We start from the raw sequence: 21,719 nt of genomic DNA, 5'->3' as shown, positions 1-21,719 counted from the left end.
TTTCCAAACCCTGTGGGTCACTAAACCATCACAGGGAGGATCAGAGGCTCTATGAACAACGCAAAACTTTTCGTCATCGACTACACCCTGCACGGCGCACCGAAGTCTTTCATCATCCGCTCGGAAAAAATGGACAACGCCGAGGCCTGGCACTGGGCCAGTTGCGACGCCGGCCTCGGCCGCATCGGCCGTTTCGGCCTGGAGCGGGTGAAGAAGACCAGCAAGCCCCTGGCGGAGAAATTCGGCATCGAGAACGTCACCTGGCGGCCCTCGACCTGAACGCCGGGTTCACCCTGCCCGCCTCGGCGGCCAGGGTGATCGGGCCTTCAGTGGTGCGCGCCCTTGGCGCAGCCGCAGCCTTCGGTGGACGCGCAGGGTTCGCCGTTGGCGTGGTGGTTGGCGCAGGCCTGGCAACAGTAGTGTTTGCCGTGACGCACGACGGCATGGGGCCCGACCTTGCAGGTGCAACTCGGGCAGGCACAGGTCTGGTTGGACATGGGATGACTCCTTTGTGGTGGTCGTCGACGGCGCGATGGCTACCGCGCCTCTAGCAGTGTAGTGACTGCCCGGCGCCGCCACGGGTTTGCGCTCGCCCAGGCCTCAGTTCCACCCTTCCAGCCGCAACGTGGCGCGCACCAGGCGCTGCTCCTCGTTTTCGATTTCCCGCAGGTTGTCGCAGATCCCCTGGATATGCGCGATGGCCGCCTTGCGCGCCTGTTCCGGCAGGCGCCCGGTGACGGCGTTGTAGAGCCGCGCGTGCTGGCGGTCGATCTGGCGTTTCTGCGCCTGGCGGTGATAGAGGTTGTTGACCGAGGCGAACACCGAATTGAGCAGCAAGTCGGTCAGCGAGCGCAGGGTCTGCACCAGTACCGGGTTGTGCGAGGCCTCGCAGATCGCCAAGTGGAACGCGTGGTCCAGCCGGGCGTGGGCCGAGGCCTCCAGGGTCTGGTCGTGAGCATCCAGCAGCGCCTGGTAGGCACGACCGATCAGCACGAAATCGGCGTCGGTGCCGCGCAGCGCCGCCAGCCGCGCCGACTCGCCCTCCAGCAGGCTGCGCACCTCGAACAGGTCGTAGAGGGTGCGCGGCTGGGAGCTGAACAGGTGCATCAGCGCCGAGGGCGGGCCCTGCCCCGACAGCTGGGCGACAAAGGAACCCTTACCCTGTTCGGTCTCGATGATGCCCCGCGCCCGCAACAGCTTCAGGCCCTCGCGCAGGGCCGTGCGCGACACCCCGAGCTTTTCCGTGAGCCGGCGCTCCGAGGGCAGCAACTGACCGGTTTTCAACACGCCGTCGACGATCAATCGCTCGATGCGCTCGCAGACCACATCCGCCACCTGGTGCCGGCCCGAATCGTTCTTGTGCATGCGCCCTCCACTGGTATGACCAGCCATCCGGTAAAAACCCGTTCGCCCGGAACTTGCCGCCATCCCTTTGAAATACCGCTATTTTTATAGAAATCCAGGCACGCCCGGCGCAACAAACTGGTTCGACCAGCACCCGGCCCCGTGGACAGTAAGGCCAGCCGGGCCAATCATGCAACAGCGCGGCCCGCCCGCCGACCGCCCATAAAAACAATGCTGGGGTCGCTGACAACCGATGAATATCCTCTACGACGAACGCGTCGACGGCGCCCTGCCCAGGGTCGACAAAAACGCGCTGCTCAAGGCCCTGCGCGAGCAGTTGCCCGACCTCGACCTGTTGCATCAGGCCGAAGACCTCAAGCCCTACGAATGCGATGGCCTCTCGGCCTATCGCAGCACACCGCTGCTGGTGGCCCTGCCGCGCGAGATCGAGCAGGTGCAGACGCTGCTGCGGATCTGCCACGAGCGCCGCGTGCCAGTGGTCGCCCGTGGTGCTGGCACCGGTTTGTCCGGCGGCGCCCTGCCCCTGGAAAGCGGCGTGCTGCTGGTGATGGCGCGCTTTAACCGGATCCTGCATATCGACCCTGCCGCCCGCACCGCGCGGGTCCAGCCCGGGGTGCGCAACCTGGCGATCTCCCAGGCCGCCACGCCGTTCGGCCTGTACTACGCCCCCGACCCGTCGTCGCAGATCGCCTGCTCCATCGGCGGCAACGTCGCGGAAAACGCCGGCGGCGTGCATTGCCTGAAGTACGGCCTGACCGTGCACAACCTGCTCAAGGTGGAGATCTTAAGCGTCGAGGGCGAACGCCTGACCCTGGGCAGCGACGCCCTCGATACCCCGGGTTTCGACCTGCTGGCGCTGTTCACCGGCTCCGAGGGGCTGCTGGGCATCATCACCGAGGTCACGGTCAAGCTGCTGCCCCGCCCGCCGCTGGCCAAGGTGCTGCTGGCGGCCTTCGCCTCGGTCGAACAGGCCGGGCGCGCGGTGGCCCAGATCATCGCCGCCGGCATCATCCCCGGCGGCCTGGAAATGATGGACAACCTGGCGCTGCGCGCCGCCGAGGACTTTATCCACGCCGGCTACCCGGTGGACGCCGAGGCCATCCTGCTGTGCGAGCTGGACGGCGTCGAAGCCGATGTCCACGACGACTGCGAGCGGGTCCGCGCGGTGCTCGAGCGGGCCGGCGCCACCGAAGTCCGCCAGGCCCGCGACGAAGCCGAACGAGTGCGCTTCTGGGCCGGGCGCAAGAACGCTTTCCCGGCGGTGGGCCGGTTGTCGCCGGACTACTACTGCATGGACGGCACCATCCCGCGGCGCGAGTTGCCGGGGGTGCTCAAGGCCATCGCCGCGCTGTCCGCCGAATACGGGCTGCGGGTGGCCAATGTGTTCCACGCCGGTGACGGCAACATGCACCCGCTGATTCTGTTCGACGCCAACCGGCCCGGCGAGCTGGACCGCGCCGAAGCCCTGGGCGGCAAGATCCTCGAACTGTGCGTGGCGGTCGGCGGCAGCATCACCGGCGAACACGGAGTCGGCCGCGAGAAAATCAACCAGATGTGCGCTCAGTTCAACGGCGACGAGTTGAGCCTGTTCCACGCGGTCAAGCGCGCCTTCGACCCCAGCGGCCTGCTCAATCCCGGCAAGAACGTCCCGACCCTGCACCGCTGCGCCGAATTCGGCGCCATGCACGTGCACGCCGGGCAGTTGCCCTTCCCCGACCTGGAGCGTTTCTGATGACGGCCCCCATGGACCACGACGCCAGCGCCGCGCTGCAAGAACAGGTCGAACAGGCCCTGGCCGGCAACACGCCGCTGCTGATCCAGGGCGGCAACAGCAAGGCCTTTCTCGGCCGTATCGGCGCCGGCGAGGTGCTCGACACCCGCGCCCATCGCGGCATCGTCAGCTACGACCCGACCGAACTGGTGGTGACGGCACGCGCCGGCACGCCGCTCAACGAACTGCTGGCCGCGCTGGACGCCGCCGGGCAGATGCTGGCCTGCGAACCGCCGGCCTTCGGCGAGGGCGCCACCGTCGGCGGCATGGTCGCCAGCGGCCTGTCCGGGCCCCGCCGGCCGTGGGCCGGTTCGGTGCGCGATTTCGTCCTCGGCACCCGGCTGATCAGCGGCACCGGCCAGCACCTGCGCTTTGGCGGCGAGGTGATGAAAAACGTCGCCGGCTACGACCTCTCGCGCTTGCTGGCGGGCAGCTACGGTTGCCTCGGGGTGCTCACCGAAGTGTCGCTCAAGGTCCTGCCCAAACCGCGCCGATGCGTGAGCCTGAGCCTGGAAATGGACAGCGCCAAGGCCCTGGCCAAGCTCGCCGAATGGGGCCAGCAGCCGCTGCCCATCAGCGCCGCCAGCCACGATGGGCGGTGCCTGAATGTGCGCCTGGAGGGCGGCGAAGGTTCGGTGGCCGCGGCCCGCGACCGTCTCGGCGGCGAAGCGCTGCACAGCGCTTACTGGAGCGACCTGAACGAGCAGCGCCTGGCGTTCTTCGACGAAGGCCTGCCGCTGTGGCGCCTGTCGCTGCCCCATAACACCGGTCCCCTGGAGCTGCCGGGCGAGCAATTGATCGATTGGGCCGGCGCCCAGCGCTGGCTCAAGTCCGCCGCCCCGGCGCAACGTATCCACGAACGCGTCGAGCGCGTCGGCGGCCATGCCACCTGCTACACCCATGGCCTGCTCGACAGCCCGTTCCAGCCGCTGCCGGCGCCGCTGCTGCGCTACCACCGCCAGCTCAAGGCGCAACTGGACCCGCAAGGGCTCTTCAACCCCGGCCGGATGTACGCCGAGATCTGAACGGAGCACGCTCACCCATGCAAACCACCCTGAGCGAACAGGCGCGCCAATTGCCCCGCGCCGCCGAAGCCGAAAGCATCCTGCGCAGCTGTGTGCACTGCGGCTTCTGCAACGCCACCTGCCCCACCTACCAACTGCTGGGCGACGAGCTGGATGGGCCCCGAGGGCGCATCTACCTGATCAAGCAAGTACTGGAAGGCCAGCCGGCCACCGCCAAGACCCAGTTGCACCTGGACCGCTGCCTGTCGTGCCGCAACTGCGAAACCACCTGCCCGTCCGGGGTCGATTACCACAACCTGCTGGACATCGGCCGCGCCGTGGTCGACGCCAGCGTGCCGCGTCCTCTCGGCCAGCGCCTGCTGCGCCAGGGCCTGCGCGCCCTGGCGCCGAACCCTACGCTGTTCAAGGCGCTGCTCGGCAGCGGCACCACGTTGCGTCCGTGGTTGCCGGCCGCCGTGCAGAACAAACTGCCACGCCAGGTACCGCCAGCCAAGGCGCGCCCGGCCACGGCCCACGCGCGGCATGTGTTGCTACTGGAAGGCTGTGTGCAAGCGAGCCTGTCGCCCAACACCAACGCGGCGACGGCACGGGTCCTCGACCGCCTGGGCATCGCCGTGCGAGCCGTGAGCGAAGCCGGCTGTTGCGGCGCCGTGGACTATCACCTGGACGCTCAAGAAGCCGGCCTCGACCGGGCCCGGAACACTATCGACGCCTGGTGGCCGCACCTGGAAAACGGCGCCGAAGCCATCGTCCAGACCGCCAGCGGCTGCGGCGCCTTTATCAAGGATTACGGCCACCTGCTGGCCCACGATCCACGGTATGCGGCCAAGGCCAAGCGGGTCAGCGCCCTGGCCCGGGACCTGGTGCAAGTGCTGCGCGACGAACCGCTGGAGCAACTGCAGGCCCGCTGCGACCGGCGCCTGGCCTTCCACTGCCCGTGCAGCCTGCAACACGCGCAAAAGCTCGGCGGCGCGGTGGAAGCCGTGCTCAAGCGCCTGGGTTTCGAACTCACGGACGTGCCCGACAGCCACCTGTGTTGCGGCTCGGCGGGCACCTACTCGCTGACCCAGCCCGAACTGGCGCGCCAACTGCGCAACAACAAGCTCAATGCCCTGGAAAGCGGCCGGCCCGAGGTTATCGTCACCGCCAATATCGGCTGCCAGACCCACCTCGACGGCGCCGGCCGGACCCCGGTGCGGCACTGGATCGAACTGGTCGAGGCCGCCCTGCCGCCGTCGAGCCCCGCCTCGCATCCCCCTACCCCCTGAAAGGAGCACGCCATGCACAGCAAAGCCGTACTGGGCCAACGCGAAGTCCAGCGCATCCTGATCGCCGCGCGCGACGAGGCCGAACGCAACCAATGGGCCGTGAGCATCGCTGTCGTCGACGACGGCGGCCACCCGCTGGCCCTCGAACGTCTCGACGGTTGCGCGCCGATCAGCGCCTACATCGCCCTGGAAAAAGCCCGCACCGCCGCACTCGGGCGCCGCGAGTCCAGGGCGTACGAAGAGATGGTCAACGGCGGGCGCAGCGCGTTTCTCTCGGCGCCGCTGCTGACCTCGCTGGAAGGTGGCGTGCCGGTGCGCTTCGACGGCCAGGTGATCGGCGCCGTCGGGGTGTCCGGGGTCAAGTCCGGGCAGGATGCGCAGGTGGCGCTGTTCGCGGCGCAGGCATTGGATTGAAGATTGGGACCGCTATGCGGTCCATCGCGAGCAAGCTCGCTCCTACAAGGTTCTGCGCGGTCCATGCAGGAGCGAGCTTGCTCACGATAGGGCCCGCCAGCCCTACACCACCCACTGCGCAATCAACCAGGCATTGGCCCCGCTGATGACCGCGAACAGAGTCCAGGCCAGCACCCGGGTCGGCCAGCGGTTGACGAACACACCCATCAGTTGCCGGTCGCCGGTCATGCGGATCAGCGGGTACAGGGCGAACGGCAGTTGCAGGCTGAGCACCACCTGGCTCAGCACCAGCAACTGGCCCACCGCGCCGTCGCCCAGCAGCCACACGCCGACGAACGCCGGCACCAGGGCCAGGCCGCGGGTGATCAGGCGGCGCTGCCAGCACGGCAGGCGCAGGTTCAGGTAGCCCTCCATGATCACCTGGCCGGCGATGGTCCCGGTGAAGGTCGAACTCTGCCCCGAGGCCAGCAGGGCCACGCCGAACAGCACGCTGGCCAGCGCCCCGCCCACCAGCGGGTCGAGCAGGTGGTAGGCGTCCTGCAGCTCCACCACTTCGGTGTGCCCGCTGCCATGGAAAGCCGCGGCGGCGAGGATCAGGATCGCTGCGTTGACCAGCAGCGCCAGCGCCAGGGAACCGAGGGTGTCGATGCGCGCCAGCTTGATCGCGTCGCGCCGGCTGGCTTCGTCCCGGCCCACCAGGCGGGTTTGCACGATGGAGGTGTGCAGGTACAGGTTATGCGGCATCACGGTGGCGCCGAGAATGCCGATCGCCAGGTACAGCGGCGCCGCGTCGCTGATCGCCGCCAGCGACGGCGTGAAGCCGCGCGCCACGTCCGGCCAGTAGGGTTTGATCAGCAACAGCTCGACGAAGAAACACAGGCCGATGGTGCCCACCAGCACCAGCATGATCGCCTCCAGCCGGCGGAAGCCGCGGTTCTGCAGGGCCAGGATCAACAGGGTATCGAAGGCGGTGATGACGATCCCGGTGGTCAGCGAAACCCCGAGCAGCAGGTGGAAAGCCAGGGCGCAGCCCAGCACTTCGGCAAGGTCGGTGGCGATGATCGACACCTCTGCCAGCAACCATTGGGTGCGCGCCGCGCGGGGGCTGTAACGCTGCCGGCAGAGCTGCGCCAGGTCGCGCCCGGTGGCGATACCCAGGCGCGAACACAGGCACTGCACGGCCATGCCTGCCAGGCTCGCCAGCAGCACCACGAACAGCAGGTTGTAGCCGTAACGCGAGCCGGCCTCGATGGCAGTGGCCCAATTACCAGGGTCCATGTAGCCGATGGAGATCAGCAGGCCGGGGCCGGCGAAACGCAGGAGGCGCTTGAGCAGCGGCGCCTGGGGGTCGACCACGACGGTGCCGGCGACTTCCGGTGGGCAGAACGGTGCGGTACCGATTTTCGGGAGGGTGAATTTCACGCGGGCATCCGGCAGGCTGGAACGAAGGCCCAGCTTAGAGGTTTCGGCGCGGCGACCCAAGCCTCTCCCGGGACGCTCGGCCATTGCCCAGGGCGAGCCGGAGGTTTTTTCGCGAGCGAGCTCGCTCCTACAGGGACGGTGCCGCTTGTTCGCGCGAGGCCCTGTCGAGCATCGCCCGTTGAGCGAAGCGGCTTGCGCTTACTGGGTACCCATCGTCAGTACCCAGCATTGCGCATGCATGACACTCCCCAGCTCGGCCGGCGGCTTCTGTACATGGTCATGCAGGGTCACCCTGGCATAAGGACCATTGAGCGCCAGCACCTGTATCGCTCCCGGCAGTTCCTGGAGCCTGGCCTCAGCCCATGCCTGAGCGTCTGCGCGACTTGAATGGACCGTGATAAATAGAGTCATTTTATCCTTCGACCTCCAGGGCCTTATCCATTTTTTCCAGATCGGAAGAGAACTCAGTCTTCAGGCTGAGCTTCAATTGCGCCTCGGTTTGTCCCGCATAACTTGAGAACAGGGTCTGGCTGCCCGGGCTCAGCTTGATCTTGGCGCCCAACGCATCCAGCCGGGCTTTATCGGCCTTGTCTGAAACGAGCAGGTAACTGGCAATGTTGGCCAGGTATTCACTTTGGGACTTGCTCGTTTTCGCTACCGCCTCTTGAGAAACGCCCAGCGTCGCGGACTCAGGGTTGATCAGCGGCGCGACGCTCTTGCTGGTCAGGTTGCGCGCGGCGATGCCCGTGGCGATGAACTGGGCGACCTTGGCGCCGGTCCGGTCTCCGCCGTAGGTGTCCAGGCCAAAGCTGGCCATGACCGAGTAGGCATCCGTTTGGGCATTGTCCGCCGACGTGCCCTGGTAGAGATGGCCCCGCACATTGGCCGACGAATCGCAGAGCAATGGCTGGTTACCCGAGGTGTAGGCATTAGCCTTGCTGGCGTCCTGCATCTCGACGCAGACATGCGAACCTCTGGTGGGCTCCTTGGCGACGGACTCGCACAGCAACTTGCCGCTCGAGTCCATGATGCACAAATGGGTCGGTGAGCCCCAATTCCCGGAAGACAAGGGCAGCCAGATCGTTTCGCGCCGTTTGTAACCCAGGGTGAAGGACGGCTGCCCGGCCGGATCCCCCGATACATCCAGAGCGACCTTGGTGTCCGTGCCGAACACCAGGGTATTGCTGCCCAGGCCCGAGCAGCCCGCCAGGCCCGCCAGCCCGAAGCACAGAGCGATCAGTCTGAATCCCGAACCGTGCATAGCCCTTCTCCCTTAAGCGTTTTAAAAAGCGCATCGGCGTGCTGCAAATCTTCCGCGGTACGGACAAACACAATCACCTGGCAGCCTCGGGGCACCAGCAGCTTTCGCTCATCGACGTAGCCCAGCGTGAAACCGTCCTTTATGCGTGCCCCGACGCTTTGTACGGCGTTGCGCTGAACGTTGTCCTGCTCATCGGAGGTCAGCCTGACCAGGCCCAGGTAGTACGTCGCCCCTTCGGTGGAGCGGCGTGCGTCGACACTGAAACAACCGGGCACGCTTAAGAAAACCAACAACAAGGGCGCCCAACATGGAGTTATTCGCATAGCCCGGCCTGCCCCCTTGCGCCATGAATCCCAAGACTCCCGAGAGGCCTTTGTGCGGGTCAACTGCCGTCTGATATCACCAAAGTAGCAGTCGGCCACTCTTTAGCCATTAGCGGCTCGGGGATGGTTAGAACGTTTTGATCGGTCGTCAATAGCGCCAGGAAATAAGTCGGTTCGAGCCCCGCGGCAGCCTGCCCGGCTCGCCCCCGCCAAGGCCGCTACGCCGCGAATGCCGGCCTTTTATCCGAAGCCCCAGATCGCGCTGGAGTGCCGCGCAAGCGCCGTGGGATGATGCGCGCCTTTCGTGCCCACTGGAGTCTTTGCATGTCCCTGTTCGGTAAACCCGCCGCGATCCTGGTCCTCGCAGCGCTGGCCGGTTTCAGTACCCTGGGCGCGTTCGCGGCCCAGCCGGCGAAAAAAAGCGCCGCGCTCGAGAAGGTCTCGATGCTCGGCGGCAAGTTCGCGTTCAGCCTGCCCAAGGGGTTTATCGCCAACCCGCTGCCGGCCGGCGACGAAGCCAGCGGCACCGCCGGCGCCACCGGCACCCTGTACACCAACGCCGCCACCAAGACCGTGGTCATCGCCGCCGAGAACCTCATCCCCGATGCGCAGCAGGTCAAGGACAACGACACGGCCTTTCTCGATAACGCGGTCTCGGGGTTCCTCTCGCAACAGGCCGCGGCCCTGCCGGACTTCAGCAAACAGAGCGAGAAAAGCATGACCCGTCGCGGCCTCGGCCTGCGTCAGGTCGACAGCACCGCGACCCAGGGCGGCGGCATGACCCAGAGCTCGACCCTGCTGGCCGGCTCGGGCAACCGCATGGCGGTGGTGCAGGTGATTTCGCGGATCAACGACAAGGCCAATCACGACAAGCTGATCGGCCAGATCGTCGGCAAGCAATAAGCCCTCTGCTCAGGGCTCGAGGCTGAGCAACCAGCGGTTCAGGTCCCGGACCTCGTTGGCGCTGATGGTGTGGCCGATGCCCGGGTAGGCATGGAACTGCGGCCGCAGGCCCAACCCGCGCAACAGGCCAGCGGCCTCGGAGCCGTCGCTGTAGGGCAGGCGCATGTCCGCCGTGCCATGGGCGATAAAGATCGCCAGCGGCTCCAACCCCTTGCCCGACGTCAGTTGCGAACGCAGCACCGGCAGGATCTTCCCGCTCAGCGCGGCGATCCCGCGGACGGCCTGCGGATGGCGCAGCCCCACCTCGTAAGACATGATCGCCCCTTGGCTGAATCCCACCAGGAACGTCCGATCGGCGCGGGTGTGGTACTTGGCGATGGCCTGGCGGACAAACTCGCCAATCAGTTGCGCGCTGTCGGCCAGCTCGGCGGTCACCCCGTCGTAAGCCCCTTCGCCCTGCTTGTGAAACCACTGGTAACTGCCCTCTTCCACAGTCTGCGGCGCCCGCACCGAAAGGTAGGTGGAGTCCGCCGGCAACGAATCCTTGAGGCCGAACAGGTCCTCTTCGTTGCTGCCGTAGCCGTGGAGGAAAATCACCAGCGGCCGGTCGCGGGAGTCGGCCGGGGCCTGTTCCAGGTAGGGCAGCGGCAAGTCGTGGTGCAGCCGGTCCTGGGCCTGGACGGCGCTCGCCACGCAGAGTGTCAGCAGGGCCAGGAACTTGAGCATGGGGACGTCCTTCAATTTTCCAGAGGGAAAGCACTGCCTGATCCTTTGGGCCGCAAGCGGCCATCGCGAGCGAGCTCGCTCCTACAGGGGGCTCAGTCGTTGGTCAGCTTGCCGCTGCGGATCGGCTCGCGGCCGGCGACCTTGGCCTGCCAGATGCCCGGCTCGGTGTAGCGGCTGCGGTCCAGGGCGAACAGCACGCCGCTGGTGGCGGCGCGCACCACGCTGACGATGTCCCGCAGCGGGTCGACCACCTCGAAGATGGCGTCGCCGCGCTCCACCCATTCGCCGGCTTCGCGCAGGAAGCTGACCACCCCGTGGTGCGGGGCGAACAGGTATTGGGTGCCCTCGAACGGCATGCCCTCGCAACAGGCGTCCGGCGTGGCGGGCCACTGTCCGTCAATCAAACCCTGCTCGGCGAGAAAGCCCAGGATCGCCTCGCTGTTGGCCTGGGCCTGTTCGACCCGGGTGTCGCCCATGCTGCCCAATTCCAAGGTGGTGGCGAGGTTGGCCGGGGGAATCGCCGCCTTGGGAAAGTCCCGGGCCAGGCGCAGCCACGGCGTGGAGCAGGACTCATCGAACGAGCTGCCGCCAGAGTCTTCGCAAAGCAGCGCCACGCCGGCCTTCAGGCGCGCGGCCAGGGGCTGCCATTGCGGCCAGTGCTGGGGCAAGGCGTAGAGGTGGATCGCCGCTTCGAAATCGCAGTGCAGGTCGAGGGTGATCTCGGCGTCGCAGGCATGGCGCAGCAGCAGGCGTTGCAGGCCTTCGAGCTGCGAGGCCGGGGCCGGCAGGCCGTCGAGGACTTCGCCCATGGTCTGGCGGATCAAGGCGACGTTGGCCGTCGCGTCGCTGCCCAGGCGCGGGCCGATCAGGTCGCCCACCGGGCCGCTGAGTTCGACGAAGGCGCGGTTGAAGTTCTTCCCGCTGCCGCTTTCGAAACGCCCCAGGTGGCTGCTTTGCAGGTGCTGGTCGAGGCCGATGGGGTTGGCCACCGGGACCAGCTCGATCACGCCCTTGAGCTGCCCCTGGGCTTCCAGTTCGGCCAGGCGCTTTTTCAGCTCCCAGGCGGTGCGCATGCCCGGCAACTCGTCGGCGTGCAGGCTGGCCTGGATATAGACCTTGCGGCTGCCGCTGCCGAAGCGGAACACGCTGAGCTGGCGCTGGGTGCCCAGGTGACTCCAGGGCAGGTTATGGTCGATGCGTTGCATGAAAGGCTCCGGAAAATTGGAGTGCGGCGGGGGTCGTAGACTGAGGCATTTACCGGGCCATTGGAAGACGGCCTCCCCTGTAGGAGCCGTGTCGAATGGCGCCCACAAAAAAGGCGGCTGCGCGTTAACGCCAGCCGCCTTTTTCAACCCGGCGAATTACTCGCCGTAGACGTCGAACTTGAAGTACTTGTCCTGCACGGCCTTGTACTTGCCGTTGGCGCGGATCTCGGTGATGGCGGTATTGAATTTCTCGGCCAGGGCGGTATCGCCCTTGCGCACGGCGATGCCGGCGCCGCCACCGAAGTATTTCGGATCGTTGTACTCGGGGCCGACGAAGGCGAAGCCCTTGCCGGCGTCGGTTTTCAGGAAACCGTCATCGAGGTTGACCGAGTCGGCCAACAGCGCGTCGACGCGACCGGAGACCATGTCCAGGTTGGCTTCCTGCTGCGAACCGTAGCGCACCAGGTTGATCCCGGCCGGGACCAGCACTTCAGTGGCGAAACGGTCATGGGTACTGGCGCGCAGCACCCCGACTTTCTTGCCCTTGAGTTCGGTCAGCGGGTCCTTGACCTCGGTGCCTTCCTTCATCACGAAGCGCGCCGGGGTGTGGTAGTACTTGATGGTGAAGTCGACGTTCTTCTTGCGGTCGTCGGTGATGGTCATGGACGACAGGATGGCGTCGATCTTGCGCACTTTCAGCGCCGGGATCAGGCCGTCGAACTCCTGCTCGACCCAGGTGCACTTGACGTTCATCTGCTCGCACAAGGCATCGCCGATATCCACGTCGAAACCGGTGAGCTTGCCGTCGGGGGTCTTCATCGAAAACGGTGGGTAGCCGGCTTCGATACCGATGCGGATCGGCTTGGCATCGTCAGCCACGGCGGTCAGGGACAACATGGACAGTGCCAGGGCACCGAACAGCACAAGCTTCTTCATTTATAACTCCCGTAGACGGAGGCTTTTATTGGCAGAAAGGTTCGATTGGGGGAAATCGAAGTGGCCAGCAGTCTAGAGCGGCGTCCGGGATGCAAATTGTGTTTATGCGACAAATACTTATAGAAAAAACACCGAGAAATCCAGGCATCGACCACCCTGCCCCACGGGGGTGCGAGGCCCCTGGACAATGCCCTCGATCCCGGCATTTTTCCGGGCTTCGATGCCTGCACCGCGGTGTTTCAGGTCGATCCGGCACGCCGGTTTTGCGAGGACTGCGTCGGAATGCCGCCCACCTCGTACGCAGCCTCGCAGGCTCGGCAGCGGCTACCCGCGCACGACGCCAGCCTGTAGCCGCTGTCGAGCGCCAGCGAGGCTGCGCACGGGCGCGCAGCGGCCGCCCCATCAGGCAACACGGTATTTCAGCTAAACCCGGCACGCCTCACTCCTGCGGGGCGCCGTCACTCCTGCGGTTTACGCAGCAGATAAGTGTCCATGATCCAACCGTTGGCCTGGCGCGCGTCCTTGCGTACCCGCTCGATCTCGTCGGCGACGTCCGCCAGCTTGCCGGCGATCAGGATTTCCTCCGGCGTGCCGAGGTAGGCCCCCCAATAGATATCGAGGCCCTGGTCCGCCACCTGGCGATAGGAGTCCTCGGCGTCGAGCATCACCACCAGGCTGTCGGCGTCGCTCACCTGCCCCGCCGCCAGCCGGCGCCCGGTGGTGATCTCCACCGAGCGGCCGATGCGGTTCAACGGCACCTTGTGCTGCGCCGCCAGGGCCTGGACGCTGGTGATGCCGGGGATCACCTCGAACTCGAACGCGCAACGGCCCTCGGCCAGGATCGCCTGCAGAATGCGAATGGTGCTGTCGTACAGCGCCGGATCGCCCCAGGCCAGGAACGCCCCGGTTTCGCCCTCCGCCAGTTCCTCGTCGATCAGGCGCTCGAAGGTGCGCTGCTTGTCGCGGTTCAACTCGGCGACGCTGGCCCGGTAATCCACCTCGGCGCCGCGCCGCCGCTCGGGGCTCTGCGCTTCGACGAAACGGTAGCCGGGCCGCTCGATGTAGCGTTCGCAGATCTCCCGGCGCAGGTCGATCAGCGCGTCCTTGCTCTGGCCCTTGTCCATCAGGAAGAACACGTCGCTGCGATTGAGCGCCTTGACCGCCTGCATCGTGATGTAGTCGGGGTTGCCGGCGCCGATGCCGATGATCAGGAGGGTTTTCATGGAAGCGGATCTCGGGGGCTGCTCGGGGGATGGAGTATGGCTGGGTTGTGGTCGCGCGTCACAGGACGGCCTGCGGCCTATCGCGAGCGAACTCGCTCCTACCATGATTGCGCCAACCCTGGAGGAGCGAGCTGGCTCGCGAAAAAAACCCGCCCACCCCGCTAATCGCGCGGCTCCAGGCGCAAGCGCCAGCGCCCGTTGAAGCGCAGCTCGACCTGGGCCAGCGGTTCGATATCGATGTGGTTGAAACTGGCCAACGGGCACTGCATGGCATGCACCAGCGCCGCGCGGATCACCAGCGGGTGGGTCACCGCCAGCACATGCCCCGGTTGTTCCCTCAGCGCCTCGAGCCAGGCGGCGACGCGCTGGCACAGCTGCGCCACCGACTCGCCGCCATGGGGCGCGCTGTGGCTGTCGGCCAGCCAGGCGTGCAGGGCCTCGGGCTGCTCCTGTTGCAACGCGTCGAGGCCCAGGCCCTGCCAGCGGCCCAGGTCACAGTCGCGCAGGGCCGCCACGCTTTCCACCGCGGCGCCATACAGGGCTGCGGTCTGCCGCGTTCGCAACTCCGGCCCGCACAGCAGCCGCGGCGCCCGTTCGAACGCGCCGGCCCGCGAACCGGCGAGTGCCTGCCAGTCCATTTCCAGCGGTTCGTCCAGGGGGAACCGCGCCCGTTTCCAGGCGACGGTGCGGGCATGGCAGATCAGGGTCAAGCGGGTGGCCTGCACGGGGAATCTCTCGGTGGTGAATGGACGCAGTGCTGAATGTGGCTGGGTTTTTATCATTTGTCGCCGCCAGATTCCTAACCGAATGCCAGCGGCCCGGACAATCGCGTGGCGGTCCGGGCCAGGGATGTGGCAGGTAGATCGCTATCGCGGGCAAGCTCGCGCCTACAGGAATGGGATGCCGGGGCGGGCCAGGTACAGCACTTCGTAGCGTTCGGCGCCGCGCGCGCTGTCGGGCACGCCGGTCGACAGGGTGAACCGCACCAGTTCCCAGGCTTGCAGGTCGAGGGCGACGAACACGGCGAAGGTGTCCGGGTCGTCGGCAAGCCGCCGGTTGTGTTCGACCTGTTCGGCCAGCAGCGCAGCGCGGTCCGCCTGCGGGTCGATGGCCAGGCGCTCGCGGTACAGGGTCCGCGCCCGATCGCTGGGGCCGCGACGCCAGTCCAGGGGCAACCAGGATTCGATCTGCGGCCGGCCGAAGGAGTCGATCACGCTGTCGAAGCCGCTGCCCATGAGAAAACGCGCGGCGCCCGCCGGGTCGGCCCAGAGGTAGATCGAGGCATACAGGTTGTGCCGCGCGCCGTGCACGCCGCGCTCCTGCCCGGCGAACACCTTGAACAGCAGGCCGTCGACCTCGTCCCACAAGGGGCCGCGGTCCCTGGCGCGGTGGCGAATGACGCCCATGTCGTAATCGGCGGGCAGGCGGTGCGAATACTGTTTGGCTAACATGGCAGTGCTCCGGTGCGGGAAAGTGTTGCCAGCTTGCGCATACCGAACAATTACAACAAGATATCAATAAATATATCTGTGATAAGCACTCGATATGACAGAACCCCTCAGGCCGCTGGACATCGACACCGTGCACGCCTTCGTGCTGATCGCCGACTTCGGCAGTTTTACCCGCGCCGCCCAGGCGCTGGACACGTCCCAGGCGGCCATCAGCCTCAAGCTCAAGCGCCTGGAGGAACGCCTCGGCTATCGCCTGCTGGAGCGCACCCCGCGGCATGTGCGCCTGACGCCGGTGGGCGAGCAGTTCATGCCGGCCGCCCGCGACCTGCTGCGCGCCCACGAGCGGGCCCTGGGCGACCTGCCGGGCGCGCCGGCGCGGCGCCTGGTGATCGGTATCAGCGATCATGTGGCCGGCCCCGAACTGCCGCAGCTGCTGAGCCGGATCGCCACCTACGACCCGCTATTGGTGATCGAAGTCCGCATCGCCTCGTCCCGGGAACTGACGGCGGCCTTCGACCGCGATGAGCTGGACGCGGTCATCGTGCGCAACGAGGGCCTGCGCCAGGACGGCGAAGTGCTGGTGGCCGAGCGCTTCGGCTGGTTCGCCGCGCCGGCCTGGCAACAGGCCCCGGACGCCCCGCTGCGCCTGGCGACCATGGCCGCGCCCTGCGGCGTGCGCCAGCTTGCCGTGCGGGTGCTGGACGCAGCCGGCATCCCCTGGACCGAAGTGTTCGTCGGCGGCGGGGTCATGGCCGTCGGCGCGGCGGTCAGCGCCGGGCTCGGCGTCGCGGCGCTGGCCCAGCGGGTGGCGCCGGCCGACGCGGTCGAGGTCGGCGAACGGCTTGGCCTGCCCGCCTTGCCGGTGAGCGAAATCGTCCTCCACGCCCGCCCCACCGACGCCCGTTCCGACACCACCCTGCGCGCCCTCAGCGCGGCCTTTCGCGGCACCCTGGCACGCTGATTCCTTGCGCCGAAAAGCCGCAAACACCCAGTGAACGCCGGCTTCCATGCGCCATTCCAGGGCATTCGCTGGCCGAGTGCTTTTTTCGCTAGACATGTAGCGTAAATTACATAAATACTGTTTTTACTTTCAGTGAAACAAAAACGACATTCCCTAGCGAAGGCGCTCCATGCCGTCCCTCAGAGACCAGATCACCGACCCGGCCCTCGACCTCACGCCCGCGGAGCGCAAGGTGGTGCGCGCCCTGCTCGACCATTACCCGCGCAACGGCCTGGGGCCCATGTCGCGGCTGGCCGAACACGCCGGCGTCAGCGACCCGACCATCGTGCGCCTGGTGAAGAAACTCGGCTTCGGCGGCTACGGCGAATTCCAGGAAGCGCTGCTCAGCGACATGGACGACCGCCTGCGTTCGCCCAGCACCCTGTTGCAGCCGCGGGCCCACGCCCACCAGGACGACGCCTGGCACCATTACCTGCAAGGCAGCCTGCGCAGCCTGGAACAGACCCAGGCGCTGACCCAGCCCGAAGACGTACGGATCCTGGTCGACTGGCTGCTGGACAGCCGGCATCAGCTGTATTGCTACGGCGGGCGCTTCAGCAGCTTCCTCGCCAGCTACCTGCTCAATCACCTGCGCCTGCTGCGCACCGGTTGCTTCGCCCTGGAAGACAACAGCCAGTTGCCGGACCGCCTGTACGACGTGCAGCGCCAGGACCTGGTCCTGCTGTTCGACTACCGCCGCTACCAGGCCCAGGCCCTGCGCGTGGCCACCGCGGCCAAGGCACGGCACGCGCGGGTGGTGCTGTTCACCGACATCTACGCCTCGCCCCTGCGGGAACTGGCGGACCTGATCATCAGCGCCCCGGTGGAGTCGGCCTCGGCCTTCGACACCCTGGTGCCGGCTCTGGCCCAGGTCGAGGCGTTGATCGCCAGCCTGACCCGGCGCAGCACCGACCTGGATCGTCGGCTGGAGGGCATCGACGCCCTGCGTCACGAATTCGCCACTCACCTGCTGGAGGACAAATAAGGATGTTCAGCCTGCCTCATCACTCGCCCCGCGACCTGCCGTTCGCCCTGGACCACACCGCGCTGCTGCTGGTGGACATGCAACGGGCCTGGCTCGACCCGCAACTCGACCCGCATTTGCAGGGCCCGGACGCCGCGTACTTCCTCCAGCGTACCCGCGAGCAGGTGATTCCCAACCAGCAGAAACTCCTGGCGGCCGTGCGCGAGGCGCGGCAGAACGTGCTGCACACCCTGATCGAAAGCCTGACCGCCGACGGCCGCGACCGCTCGCTGGACCACAAGCTGTCGGACATGCACCTGCCCAAGGGCAGCCCGCAGGCGGCGATCATCGACGAACTGACGGCGCGGGAGAACGAAATCGTCCTGCCCAAGACCTCCTCCGGGGTCTTCAACTCGACCAACATCGACTACGTGCTGCGCAACCTGCAGACCCGCCACCTGATCGTCGCCGGCATCGTCACCGACCAGTGCGTCGACATGGCGGTGCGCGACGCCGCCGACCGCGGTTACCTGGTGACCCTGGTGGAAGACGCCTGCGCCACCTACACCGACGCCCGCCACCAGGCCTGCCTGAACGCGATCAAGGGCTACTGCTGGATCACCGACACCCGGACCGTGCTCGACCGCCTGCGGGAGATGCAGGCATGAGCCGGGACACCCAGGCGCTGCGGCCGGTGGCCATGACCACCCTGCTCACCACCGACCTGATCGGCGTCAGCCGCGGCCGCTCGTTCCCTAGCGACGAACTGGACAGCTACGCCAGCGCCGGCTGCGGTTGGGTGCCGGCCAACAGCGCGCTGACCCCGCAGGACAGCATTGCCGAACCCAACCCCTGGGGCGCCCGCGGCGACCTGCGGCTGATTCCCGACCTGGCCAGCCGGGTGCTGGTCGGCAACGGCCCGGACGCCAGCGCCTCGCCGCTGGACTTCATCCACGCCGACCTCTGCGAGACCGATGGCCAGCCCTGGGCCGCCTGCCCGCGCACCTTGCTGCGCAACGAAGTGCAGCGCTATGCCAGCGACCTGGGCTTGCAGATCAACGCCGCCTTCGAACACGAATTCAACCTGCGCGACGCCCTCGTCCAGCCCGAACGGCTGGCGTTTTCCCTGCAGGCCCAACGCCAAGGCGCGGACTTCGGCGGCTGGCTGCTCGCGGCCTTGCGCGCCGCAGGCGTCGAGCCGGAAATGTTCCTGCCCGAATACGGCAAGCACCAGTACGAAATCACCTGCCGTCCGACCCTCGGCGTGGCCGCTGCCGACCGCGCGGTGAACGTGCGCGAGATCACCCGCGAGATCGCCCGGCAGCTCGGCCACGGCGTCAGCTTCGCGCCCAAGACCGGCGAAAAAGCGGTGTGCAATGGCGTGCACCTGCACCTGAGCCTGCAAGACCTGGACGGCGCGCCGGTGCTCTACGACGAACACAGCGCCAACGGCCTGTCGCGCCTGGGCCGGCAGTGGGCCGCCGGGGTGCTCAAGTACCTGCCGGCGCTCTGCGCCTTCAGCGCGCCGACGCCGATTTCCTACGCGCGTTTACAGCCCCATCACTGGAGCGCCTCCTACGCCTGCCTGGGCCAGCGCAACCGCGAAGCCTCGCTGCGCATCTGCCCGACCGTGAGCATCGGCGGCAGGCCTGTGGCGCCACAGTACAACCTGGAATTCCGCGCGCTGGACGCCACCGCCTCGCCGCACCTGGCCATGGCCGCGCTGCTGATCGCCGGACGCCTGGGCATCGAGCAAGGCCTGCTGCTGCGCGCCACCACCGACGAAGTGCCCCACGACCTGAGCGCCGAGCAGCGCCAGGAACGCGGCATCCTCGCCCTCCCGGCCTCGTTGCCCCAAGCGCTGGACTGCCTGCGCAACTGCCCGGAACTGCTGCACGCCATCCCAGCGCCGCTGCTGGACACCTATTTCGCCGTCAAACACCAGGAAGTGAAACTGACCGAGCACCTGACCCCTGCCGAGCTCTGTGAACACTATGCAAACCTGTACTGAATCCACCGAACTGGGGCTCTACAACCGACCGGCCTACCAGTTGCTGCGCGAAGACTCCGAGCACCCGCTGATCCTCGTCTGCGAGCACGCCAGCCGTTATATCCCGGCGGCGCTCGACGACCTGGGCCTGACCCCGGAAGCCGCGCGCGAGCATATCGCCTGGGACCCGGGCGCCCTGGAGCTGGCGCAAAACCTGTCGCAGACCCTGGGCGCGACGCTGATCTTCGCCAACTATTCGCGGCTGCTGGTCGACCTCAACCGCCCGACCCAGGCCCACGACAGCATCCCGCTGCAAAGCGAGATCTACCAGATTCCGGGCAACCAGAACCTCGACGAAGCCACTCGCGAGTACCGGCGCAAGCAGTTGTTCAAGCCTTTCCATACGCGCTTGAGCGGGCTGATCGACGCGCGCCTGGCCGCGGGCCGGCCGGTGCGCGTGGTGGGCATCCACAGTTTTACCCCGCTGTACTACGGCCAGCGCCGCACCCTGGAGATGGGCGTGCTGTTCGGTCGCGCCGAACGTTACGCCGAGCGCTTGCTGGAAGGCATGTCGGTGCATGACGTGAAGATCGCCGGCAACGAGCCGTACAAGATCGACGCCCTGAGCGACATGACCGTGCCGGCCCACGGCGACGCCCGCGGCCTGGATTCGGTGTTGATCGAGGTGCGCAACGACCTGTTGCGCACCCCGCAGGCCGTGCAGTGCTGGACCGATTACCTGGCGCCGCTGCTGTAAGGCAAGGCGTGCGCCCCGAAAGAAGCTGTCGTTGCACAAGCTGTTTGCTGTACCGGTACAACAACTATAAAAACCGCCGTGGCGTGTCTTTAAACCTGCCAGGTTCAAATACATTGCCTGCCGCCGAGGGTCACGACGACCCCGGCGACAGGCATCCGCCCACCCTTTGGCTGACAAGGAGAACCTCTTCATGGAGATTGAAGAATTCGGCTACAAACAGGAACTCAAGCGCGGCCTGACGCTGCGCGACCTGGTGGTCTACGGGATGATTTTCATGATTCCCATCGCCCCGTTCGGGGTCTATGGCTACGTGAACCAGGAAGCCCCGGGCATGGTGCCGCTGGCCTACATCATCGGCATGCTGGCGATGATCTTCACCGCCCTGAGCTACGGCGCCATGGCCCGCGCCTTTCCCATCGCCGGCTCGGTCTACTCCTACGCCCAGCGCGGGCTCAACCCCCATGTCGGGTTCCTCGCCGGCTGGCTGATGCTGCTCGACTACCTGCTGATTCCGCCGCTGCTGTACGTCTACGCGGCCATGGCGCTGAACCACCTGTACCCGGACATTCCCAAGGTCGGCTTCATCCTCGCGTTCCTGGTCAGCGCGACCTTCGTCAACCTGCGCGGCATCACCTTCACCGCGCGGATGAACATCGTCTTCCTACTGGCGCAGCTGGTGGTGCTGGGGATTTTCCTGTTCTACGCCTGGAACGCCCTGCACGGCGGCACCGGTAACGGCCAACTGACCCTGGCGCCGCTGTACAGCCCACAGAACTTCCACTTCGGCCTGCTGATGCAGGGCGTGTCGATCGCCGTGCTGTCGTTCCTCGGTTTCGATGCCATTTCCACCCTGGCCGAAGAGATCAAGAGCGAGCCGGGCAAGAACGTCGGCCGCGCGGCCCTGATCACCCTGCTGGTGATGGGCGCGATCTTCGTCGCGCAGACCTGGATCGCCACCGATCTCGCCGCCGGCATGGGCTTCAAGTCGGCCGACACGGCGTTCTACGAGATCGCCGAAATCGCCGGCGGCAGCTGGCTGGCGACCCTGACCGCGGTCGCCACGGCGCTGGCCTGGGGCGTGGCGGTGGCCATCACCTCGCAGGCCGCGGTGTCGCGCCTGCTGTTCGGCATGGCCCGCGACGGCAAGCTGCCGAAGATCCTGGCCAAGGTGCATCCGACGCACAACACGCCGCACATCAGCATCTACCTGGTGGCCGTGCTCTCGCTGCTGATCTGCTACCTGTTCATCGACTCGGTGGACACCCTCACCTCGCTGGTGAACTTCGGCGCCCTGAGCGGCTTCATGCTGCTGCACCTCACCGTGATCAACCACTACTGGCGCCGGCAGAAATCCGCCCAGGTGGTCCGGCATCTGATTTGCCCGGCGATCGGCTTCCTGATCGTCTGCGCAATCATGTACAACATGGGGGTCGACGCGCAGAAACTCGGCTGCATCTGGATCGCCGTCGGCCTGGTCTACCTGTTTTTCCTCAACAAGCTGGGCGCCAATACGGCGCTGGCCGATCCGCTGTGATTCAACACCCGGCCGCCGCGGCCCCCTGAAGGGGCTTCGGCGAATCCGAACGGGCGCCGAGCAGTGCCCATTTGCCGCCGCCCGCGCACGCGGGCGACGGCACCAATGCGTGGAAACCGACAGTGATTGTCAGGTTCTGCGCCCTGGCCTCGCGGCCAGGCGCGGACCATTTTGATACAGG

Annotated in this window: 23 protein-coding genes; 12 read left to right on the top strand and 11 right to left on the bottom strand. The window is 66.7% G+C overall.

What is annotated here, in order from left to right:
* Positions 1-51: 51 nt before the first annotated feature.
* On the top strand, positions 52-279 hold the full coding sequence (locus BTN82_RS10430; protein WP_075119042.1) for a DUF6555 family protein: 228 nt from the start codon (positions 52-54) through the stop codon (positions 277-279).
* 47 nt (positions 280-326) lie between these two features.
* Here BTN82_RS10430 and BTN82_RS10425 read toward each other — a convergent pair whose 3' ends face one another.
* Together BTN82_RS10425 and glcC are read right to left on the bottom strand one after the other, a co-directional pair.
* The gene (locus BTN82_RS10425; protein WP_075119041.1) at positions 327-497 is read right to left on the bottom strand and encodes a metallothionein; all 171 of its coding nucleotides are present in this window, start codon (positions 495-497) and stop codon (positions 327-329) included.
* A gap of 103 nt (positions 498-600) precedes the next feature.
* Positions 601-1,365, bottom strand: a complete 765-nt coding sequence (glcC, locus tag BTN82_RS10420; protein WP_075119040.1) for a transcriptional regulator GlcC — start codon at positions 1,363-1,365, stop codon at positions 601-603.
* Between the two features lie 232 nt (positions 1,366-1,597).
* Here glcC and glcD point away from each other — a divergent pair, with 232 nt between their 5' ends.
* Genes glcD through BTN82_RS10400 form a run of 4 tightly spaced genes read left to right on the top strand, consistent with a single transcriptional unit; the run spans position 1,598 to position 5,843 of the window.
* On the top strand, positions 1,598-3,097 hold the full coding sequence (gene glcD / locus BTN82_RS10415) for a glycolate oxidase subunit GlcD (RefSeq protein WP_075119039.1): 1,500 nt from the start codon (positions 1,598-1,600) through the stop codon (positions 3,095-3,097).
* On the top strand, positions 3,097-4,161 hold the full coding sequence (glcE, locus tag BTN82_RS10410) for a glycolate oxidase subunit GlcE (RefSeq protein WP_075119038.1): 1,065 nt from the start codon (positions 3,097-3,099) through the stop codon (positions 4,159-4,161). The genes glcD and glcE overlap by 1 nt, the downstream gene beginning before the upstream one ends.
* 17 nt (positions 4,162-4,178) lie before the next feature.
* Positions 4,179-5,429 (top strand): glycolate oxidase subunit GlcF, encoded by a 1,251-nt coding sequence (gene glcF / locus BTN82_RS10405; RefSeq protein ID WP_075119037.1) that lies wholly within the window; start codon positions 4,179-4,181, stop codon positions 5,427-5,429.
* 12 nt (positions 5,430-5,441) lie between these two features.
* Positions 5,442-5,843 carry a heme-binding protein gene (locus tag BTN82_RS10400; protein ID WP_075119036.1) on the top strand — a complete coding sequence of 134 codons (402 nt, stop codon included), beginning with the start codon at positions 5,442-5,444 and terminating at the stop codon, positions 5,841-5,843.
* Positions 5,844-5,945: 102 nt separating this feature from the next.
* Here the strand turns inward: BTN82_RS10400 and BTN82_RS10395 are convergent, their stop codons facing one another.
* From BTN82_RS10395 to BTN82_RS10380, 3 genes are all read right to left on the bottom strand, one after another.
* On the bottom strand, positions 5,946-7,265 hold the full coding sequence (locus BTN82_RS10395; RefSeq protein WP_075119398.1) for an Nramp family divalent metal transporter: 1,320 nt from the start codon (positions 7,263-7,265) through the stop codon (positions 5,946-5,948).
* Positions 7,266-7,677: 412 nt separating this feature from the next.
* The gene (locus BTN82_RS10385; protein ID WP_075119034.1) at positions 7,678-8,526 is read right to left on the bottom strand and encodes a hypothetical protein; all 849 of its coding nucleotides are present in this window, start codon (positions 8,524-8,526) and stop codon (positions 7,678-7,680) included.
* Positions 8,502-8,819 carry a hypothetical protein gene (locus BTN82_RS10380; protein ID WP_148169499.1) on the bottom strand — a complete coding sequence of 106 codons (318 nt, stop codon included), beginning with the start codon at positions 8,817-8,819 and terminating at the stop codon, positions 8,502-8,504. The genes BTN82_RS10385 and BTN82_RS10380 overlap by 25 nt, the downstream gene beginning before the upstream one ends.
* A gap of 354 nt (positions 8,820-9,173) precedes the next feature.
* Here BTN82_RS10380 and BTN82_RS10375 point away from each other — a divergent pair, with 354 nt between their 5' ends.
* The gene (locus BTN82_RS10375; protein WP_075119032.1) at positions 9,174-9,752 is read left to right on the top strand and encodes a hypothetical protein; all 579 of its coding nucleotides are present in this window, start codon (positions 9,174-9,176) and stop codon (positions 9,750-9,752) included.
* 9 nt (positions 9,753-9,761) lie between these two features.
* On the opposite strand, the gene BTN82_RS10370 is transcribed toward BTN82_RS10375, so the two are convergent.
* From BTN82_RS10370 to BTN82_RS10345, 6 genes are all read right to left on the bottom strand, one after another.
* Positions 9,762-10,478 carry an alpha/beta hydrolase gene (locus tag BTN82_RS10370; protein ID WP_075119031.1) on the bottom strand — a complete coding sequence of 239 codons (717 nt, stop codon included), beginning with the start codon at positions 10,476-10,478 and terminating at the stop codon, positions 9,762-9,764.
* A gap of 92 nt (positions 10,479-10,570) precedes the next feature.
* Complete coding sequence (locus BTN82_RS10365; RefSeq protein ID WP_075119030.1) at positions 10,571-11,683, bottom strand: succinylglutamate desuccinylase/aspartoacylase family protein; 1,113 nt, start codon at positions 11,681-11,683, stop codon at positions 10,571-10,573.
* A gap of 156 nt (positions 11,684-11,839) precedes the next feature.
* Positions 11,840-12,619: an ABC transporter substrate-binding protein gene (locus BTN82_RS10360; protein WP_075119029.1), complete on the bottom strand. Its 780-nt coding sequence runs from the start codon at positions 12,617-12,619 to the stop codon at positions 11,840-11,842.
* Between the two features lie 458 nt (positions 12,620-13,077).
* Positions 13,078-13,842 carry a precorrin-6A synthase (deacetylating) gene (gene cobF / locus BTN82_RS10355; protein ID WP_075119028.1) on the bottom strand — a complete coding sequence of 255 codons (765 nt, stop codon included), beginning with the start codon at positions 13,840-13,842 and terminating at the stop codon, positions 13,078-13,080.
* Between the two features lie 161 nt (positions 13,843-14,003).
* Positions 14,004-14,567, bottom strand: a complete 564-nt coding sequence (locus tag BTN82_RS10350) for a histidine phosphatase family protein (RefSeq protein WP_075119027.1) — start codon at positions 14,565-14,567, stop codon at positions 14,004-14,006.
* A 162-nt stretch (positions 14,568-14,729) separates the two neighbouring features.
* On the bottom strand, positions 14,730-15,293 hold the full coding sequence (locus BTN82_RS10345) for a DUF4865 family protein (protein ID WP_075119026.1): 564 nt from the start codon (positions 15,291-15,293) through the stop codon (positions 14,730-14,732).
* A 94-nt stretch (positions 15,294-15,387) separates the two neighbouring features.
* Here BTN82_RS10345 and BTN82_RS10340 point away from each other — a divergent pair, with 94 nt between their 5' ends.
* From BTN82_RS10340 to BTN82_RS10315, 6 genes are all read left to right on the top strand, one after another.
* Complete coding sequence (locus BTN82_RS10340) at positions 15,388-16,254, top strand: LysR family transcriptional regulator (RefSeq protein ID WP_075119025.1); 867 nt, start codon at positions 15,388-15,390, stop codon at positions 16,252-16,254.
* A gap of 169 nt (positions 16,255-16,423) precedes the next feature.
* On the top strand, positions 16,424-17,278 hold the full coding sequence (locus BTN82_RS10335; RefSeq protein WP_075119024.1) for a MurR/RpiR family transcriptional regulator: 855 nt from the start codon (positions 16,424-16,426) through the stop codon (positions 17,276-17,278).
* A 2-nt stretch (positions 17,279-17,280) separates the two neighbouring features.
* Positions 17,281-17,925 carry an isochorismatase family cysteine hydrolase gene (locus BTN82_RS10330; RefSeq protein WP_075119023.1) on the top strand — a complete coding sequence of 215 codons (645 nt, stop codon included), beginning with the start codon at positions 17,281-17,283 and terminating at the stop codon, positions 17,923-17,925.
* Complete coding sequence (locus BTN82_RS10325; RefSeq protein ID WP_075119022.1) at positions 17,922-19,268, top strand: glutamine synthetase family protein; 1,347 nt, start codon at positions 17,922-17,924, stop codon at positions 19,266-19,268. Before BTN82_RS10330 ends, BTN82_RS10325 begins: the two co-directional genes overlap by 4 nt.
* The gene (locus BTN82_RS10320) at positions 19,252-20,004 is read left to right on the top strand and encodes an N-formylglutamate amidohydrolase (RefSeq protein WP_075119021.1); all 753 of its coding nucleotides are present in this window, start codon (positions 19,252-19,254) and stop codon (positions 20,002-20,004) included. Before BTN82_RS10325 ends, BTN82_RS10320 begins: the two co-directional genes overlap by 17 nt.
* Positions 20,005-20,194: 190 nt before the next feature.
* Complete coding sequence (locus tag BTN82_RS10315) at positions 20,195-21,538, top strand: APC family permease (protein ID WP_075119020.1); 1,344 nt, start codon at positions 20,195-20,197, stop codon at positions 21,536-21,538.
* Positions 21,539-21,719: the final 181 nt, after the last annotated feature.

This window comes from Pseudomonas chlororaphis (genome assembly GCF_001921865.1).
Classification (GTDB): Bacteria; Pseudomonadota; Gammaproteobacteria; order Pseudomonadales; family Pseudomonadaceae; genus Aquipseudomonas; species Aquipseudomonas chlororaphis_D.
Note: the sequence above shows the minus strand (reverse complement) of the source record. Positions and strands in the feature narration are given on the sequence as shown.

What these genes read in the sequence shown, in the direction of transcription:
- BTN82_RS10430 (WP_075119042.1), top strand. Translation starts at nt 52, where the DNA reads ATGAACAACGCAAAACTTTTCGTCATCGACTACACCCTGCACGGCGCA.
- BTN82_RS10425 (WP_075119041.1), bottom strand. Translation starts at nt 497, where the DNA reads ATGTCCAACCAGACCTGTGCCTGCCCGAGTTGCACCTGCAAGGTCGGG.
- glcC (WP_075119040.1), bottom strand. Translation starts at nt 1,365, where the DNA reads ATGCACAAGAACGATTCGGGCCGGCACCAGGTGGCGGATGTGGTCTGC.
- glcD (WP_075119039.1), top strand. Translation starts at nt 1,598, where the DNA reads ATGAATATCCTCTACGACGAACGCGTCGACGGCGCCCTGCCCAGGGTC.
- glcE (WP_075119038.1), top strand. Translation starts at nt 3,097, where the DNA reads ATGACGGCCCCCATGGACCACGACGCCAGCGCCGCGCTGCAAGAACAG.
- glcF (WP_075119037.1), top strand. Translation starts at nt 4,179, where the DNA reads ATGCAAACCACCCTGAGCGAACAGGCGCGCCAATTGCCCCGCGCCGCC.
- BTN82_RS10400 (WP_075119036.1), top strand. Translation starts at nt 5,442, where the DNA reads ATGCACAGCAAAGCCGTACTGGGCCAACGCGAAGTCCAGCGCATCCTG.
- BTN82_RS10385 (WP_075119034.1), bottom strand. Translation starts at nt 8,526, where the DNA reads ATGCACGGTTCGGGATTCAGACTGATCGCTCTGTGCTTCGGGCTGGCG.
- BTN82_RS10375 (WP_075119032.1), top strand. Translation starts at nt 9,174, where the DNA reads ATGTCCCTGTTCGGTAAACCCGCCGCGATCCTGGTCCTCGCAGCGCTG.
- BTN82_RS10370 (WP_075119031.1), bottom strand. Translation starts at nt 10,478, where the DNA reads ATGCTCAAGTTCCTGGCCCTGCTGACACTCTGCGTGGCGAGCGCCGTC.
- BTN82_RS10365 (WP_075119030.1), bottom strand. Translation starts at nt 11,683, where the DNA reads ATGCAACGCATCGACCATAACCTGCCCTGGAGTCACCTGGGCACCCAG.
- BTN82_RS10360 (WP_075119029.1), bottom strand. Translation starts at nt 12,619, where the DNA reads ATGAAGAAGCTTGTGCTGTTCGGTGCCCTGGCACTGTCCATGTTGTCC.
- cobF (WP_075119028.1), bottom strand. Translation starts at nt 13,842, where the DNA reads ATGAAAACCCTCCTGATCATCGGCATCGGCGCCGGCAACCCCGACTAC.
- BTN82_RS10345 (WP_075119026.1), bottom strand. Translation starts at nt 15,293, where the DNA reads ATGTTAGCCAAACAGTATTCGCACCGCCTGCCCGCCGATTACGACATG.
- BTN82_RS10340 (WP_075119025.1), top strand. Translation starts at nt 15,388, where the DNA reads ATGACAGAACCCCTCAGGCCGCTGGACATCGACACCGTGCACGCCTTC.
- BTN82_RS10335 (WP_075119024.1), top strand. Translation starts at nt 16,424, where the DNA reads ATGCCGTCCCTCAGAGACCAGATCACCGACCCGGCCCTCGACCTCACG.
- BTN82_RS10330 (WP_075119023.1), top strand. Translation starts at nt 17,281, where the DNA reads ATGTTCAGCCTGCCTCATCACTCGCCCCGCGACCTGCCGTTCGCCCTG.
- BTN82_RS10325 (WP_075119022.1), top strand. Translation starts at nt 17,922, where the DNA reads ATGAGCCGGGACACCCAGGCGCTGCGGCCGGTGGCCATGACCACCCTG.
- BTN82_RS10320 (WP_075119021.1), top strand. Translation starts at nt 19,252, where the DNA reads ATGCAAACCTGTACTGAATCCACCGAACTGGGGCTCTACAACCGACCG.
- BTN82_RS10315 (WP_075119020.1), top strand. Translation starts at nt 20,195, where the DNA reads ATGGAGATTGAAGAATTCGGCTACAAACAGGAACTCAAGCGCGGCCTG.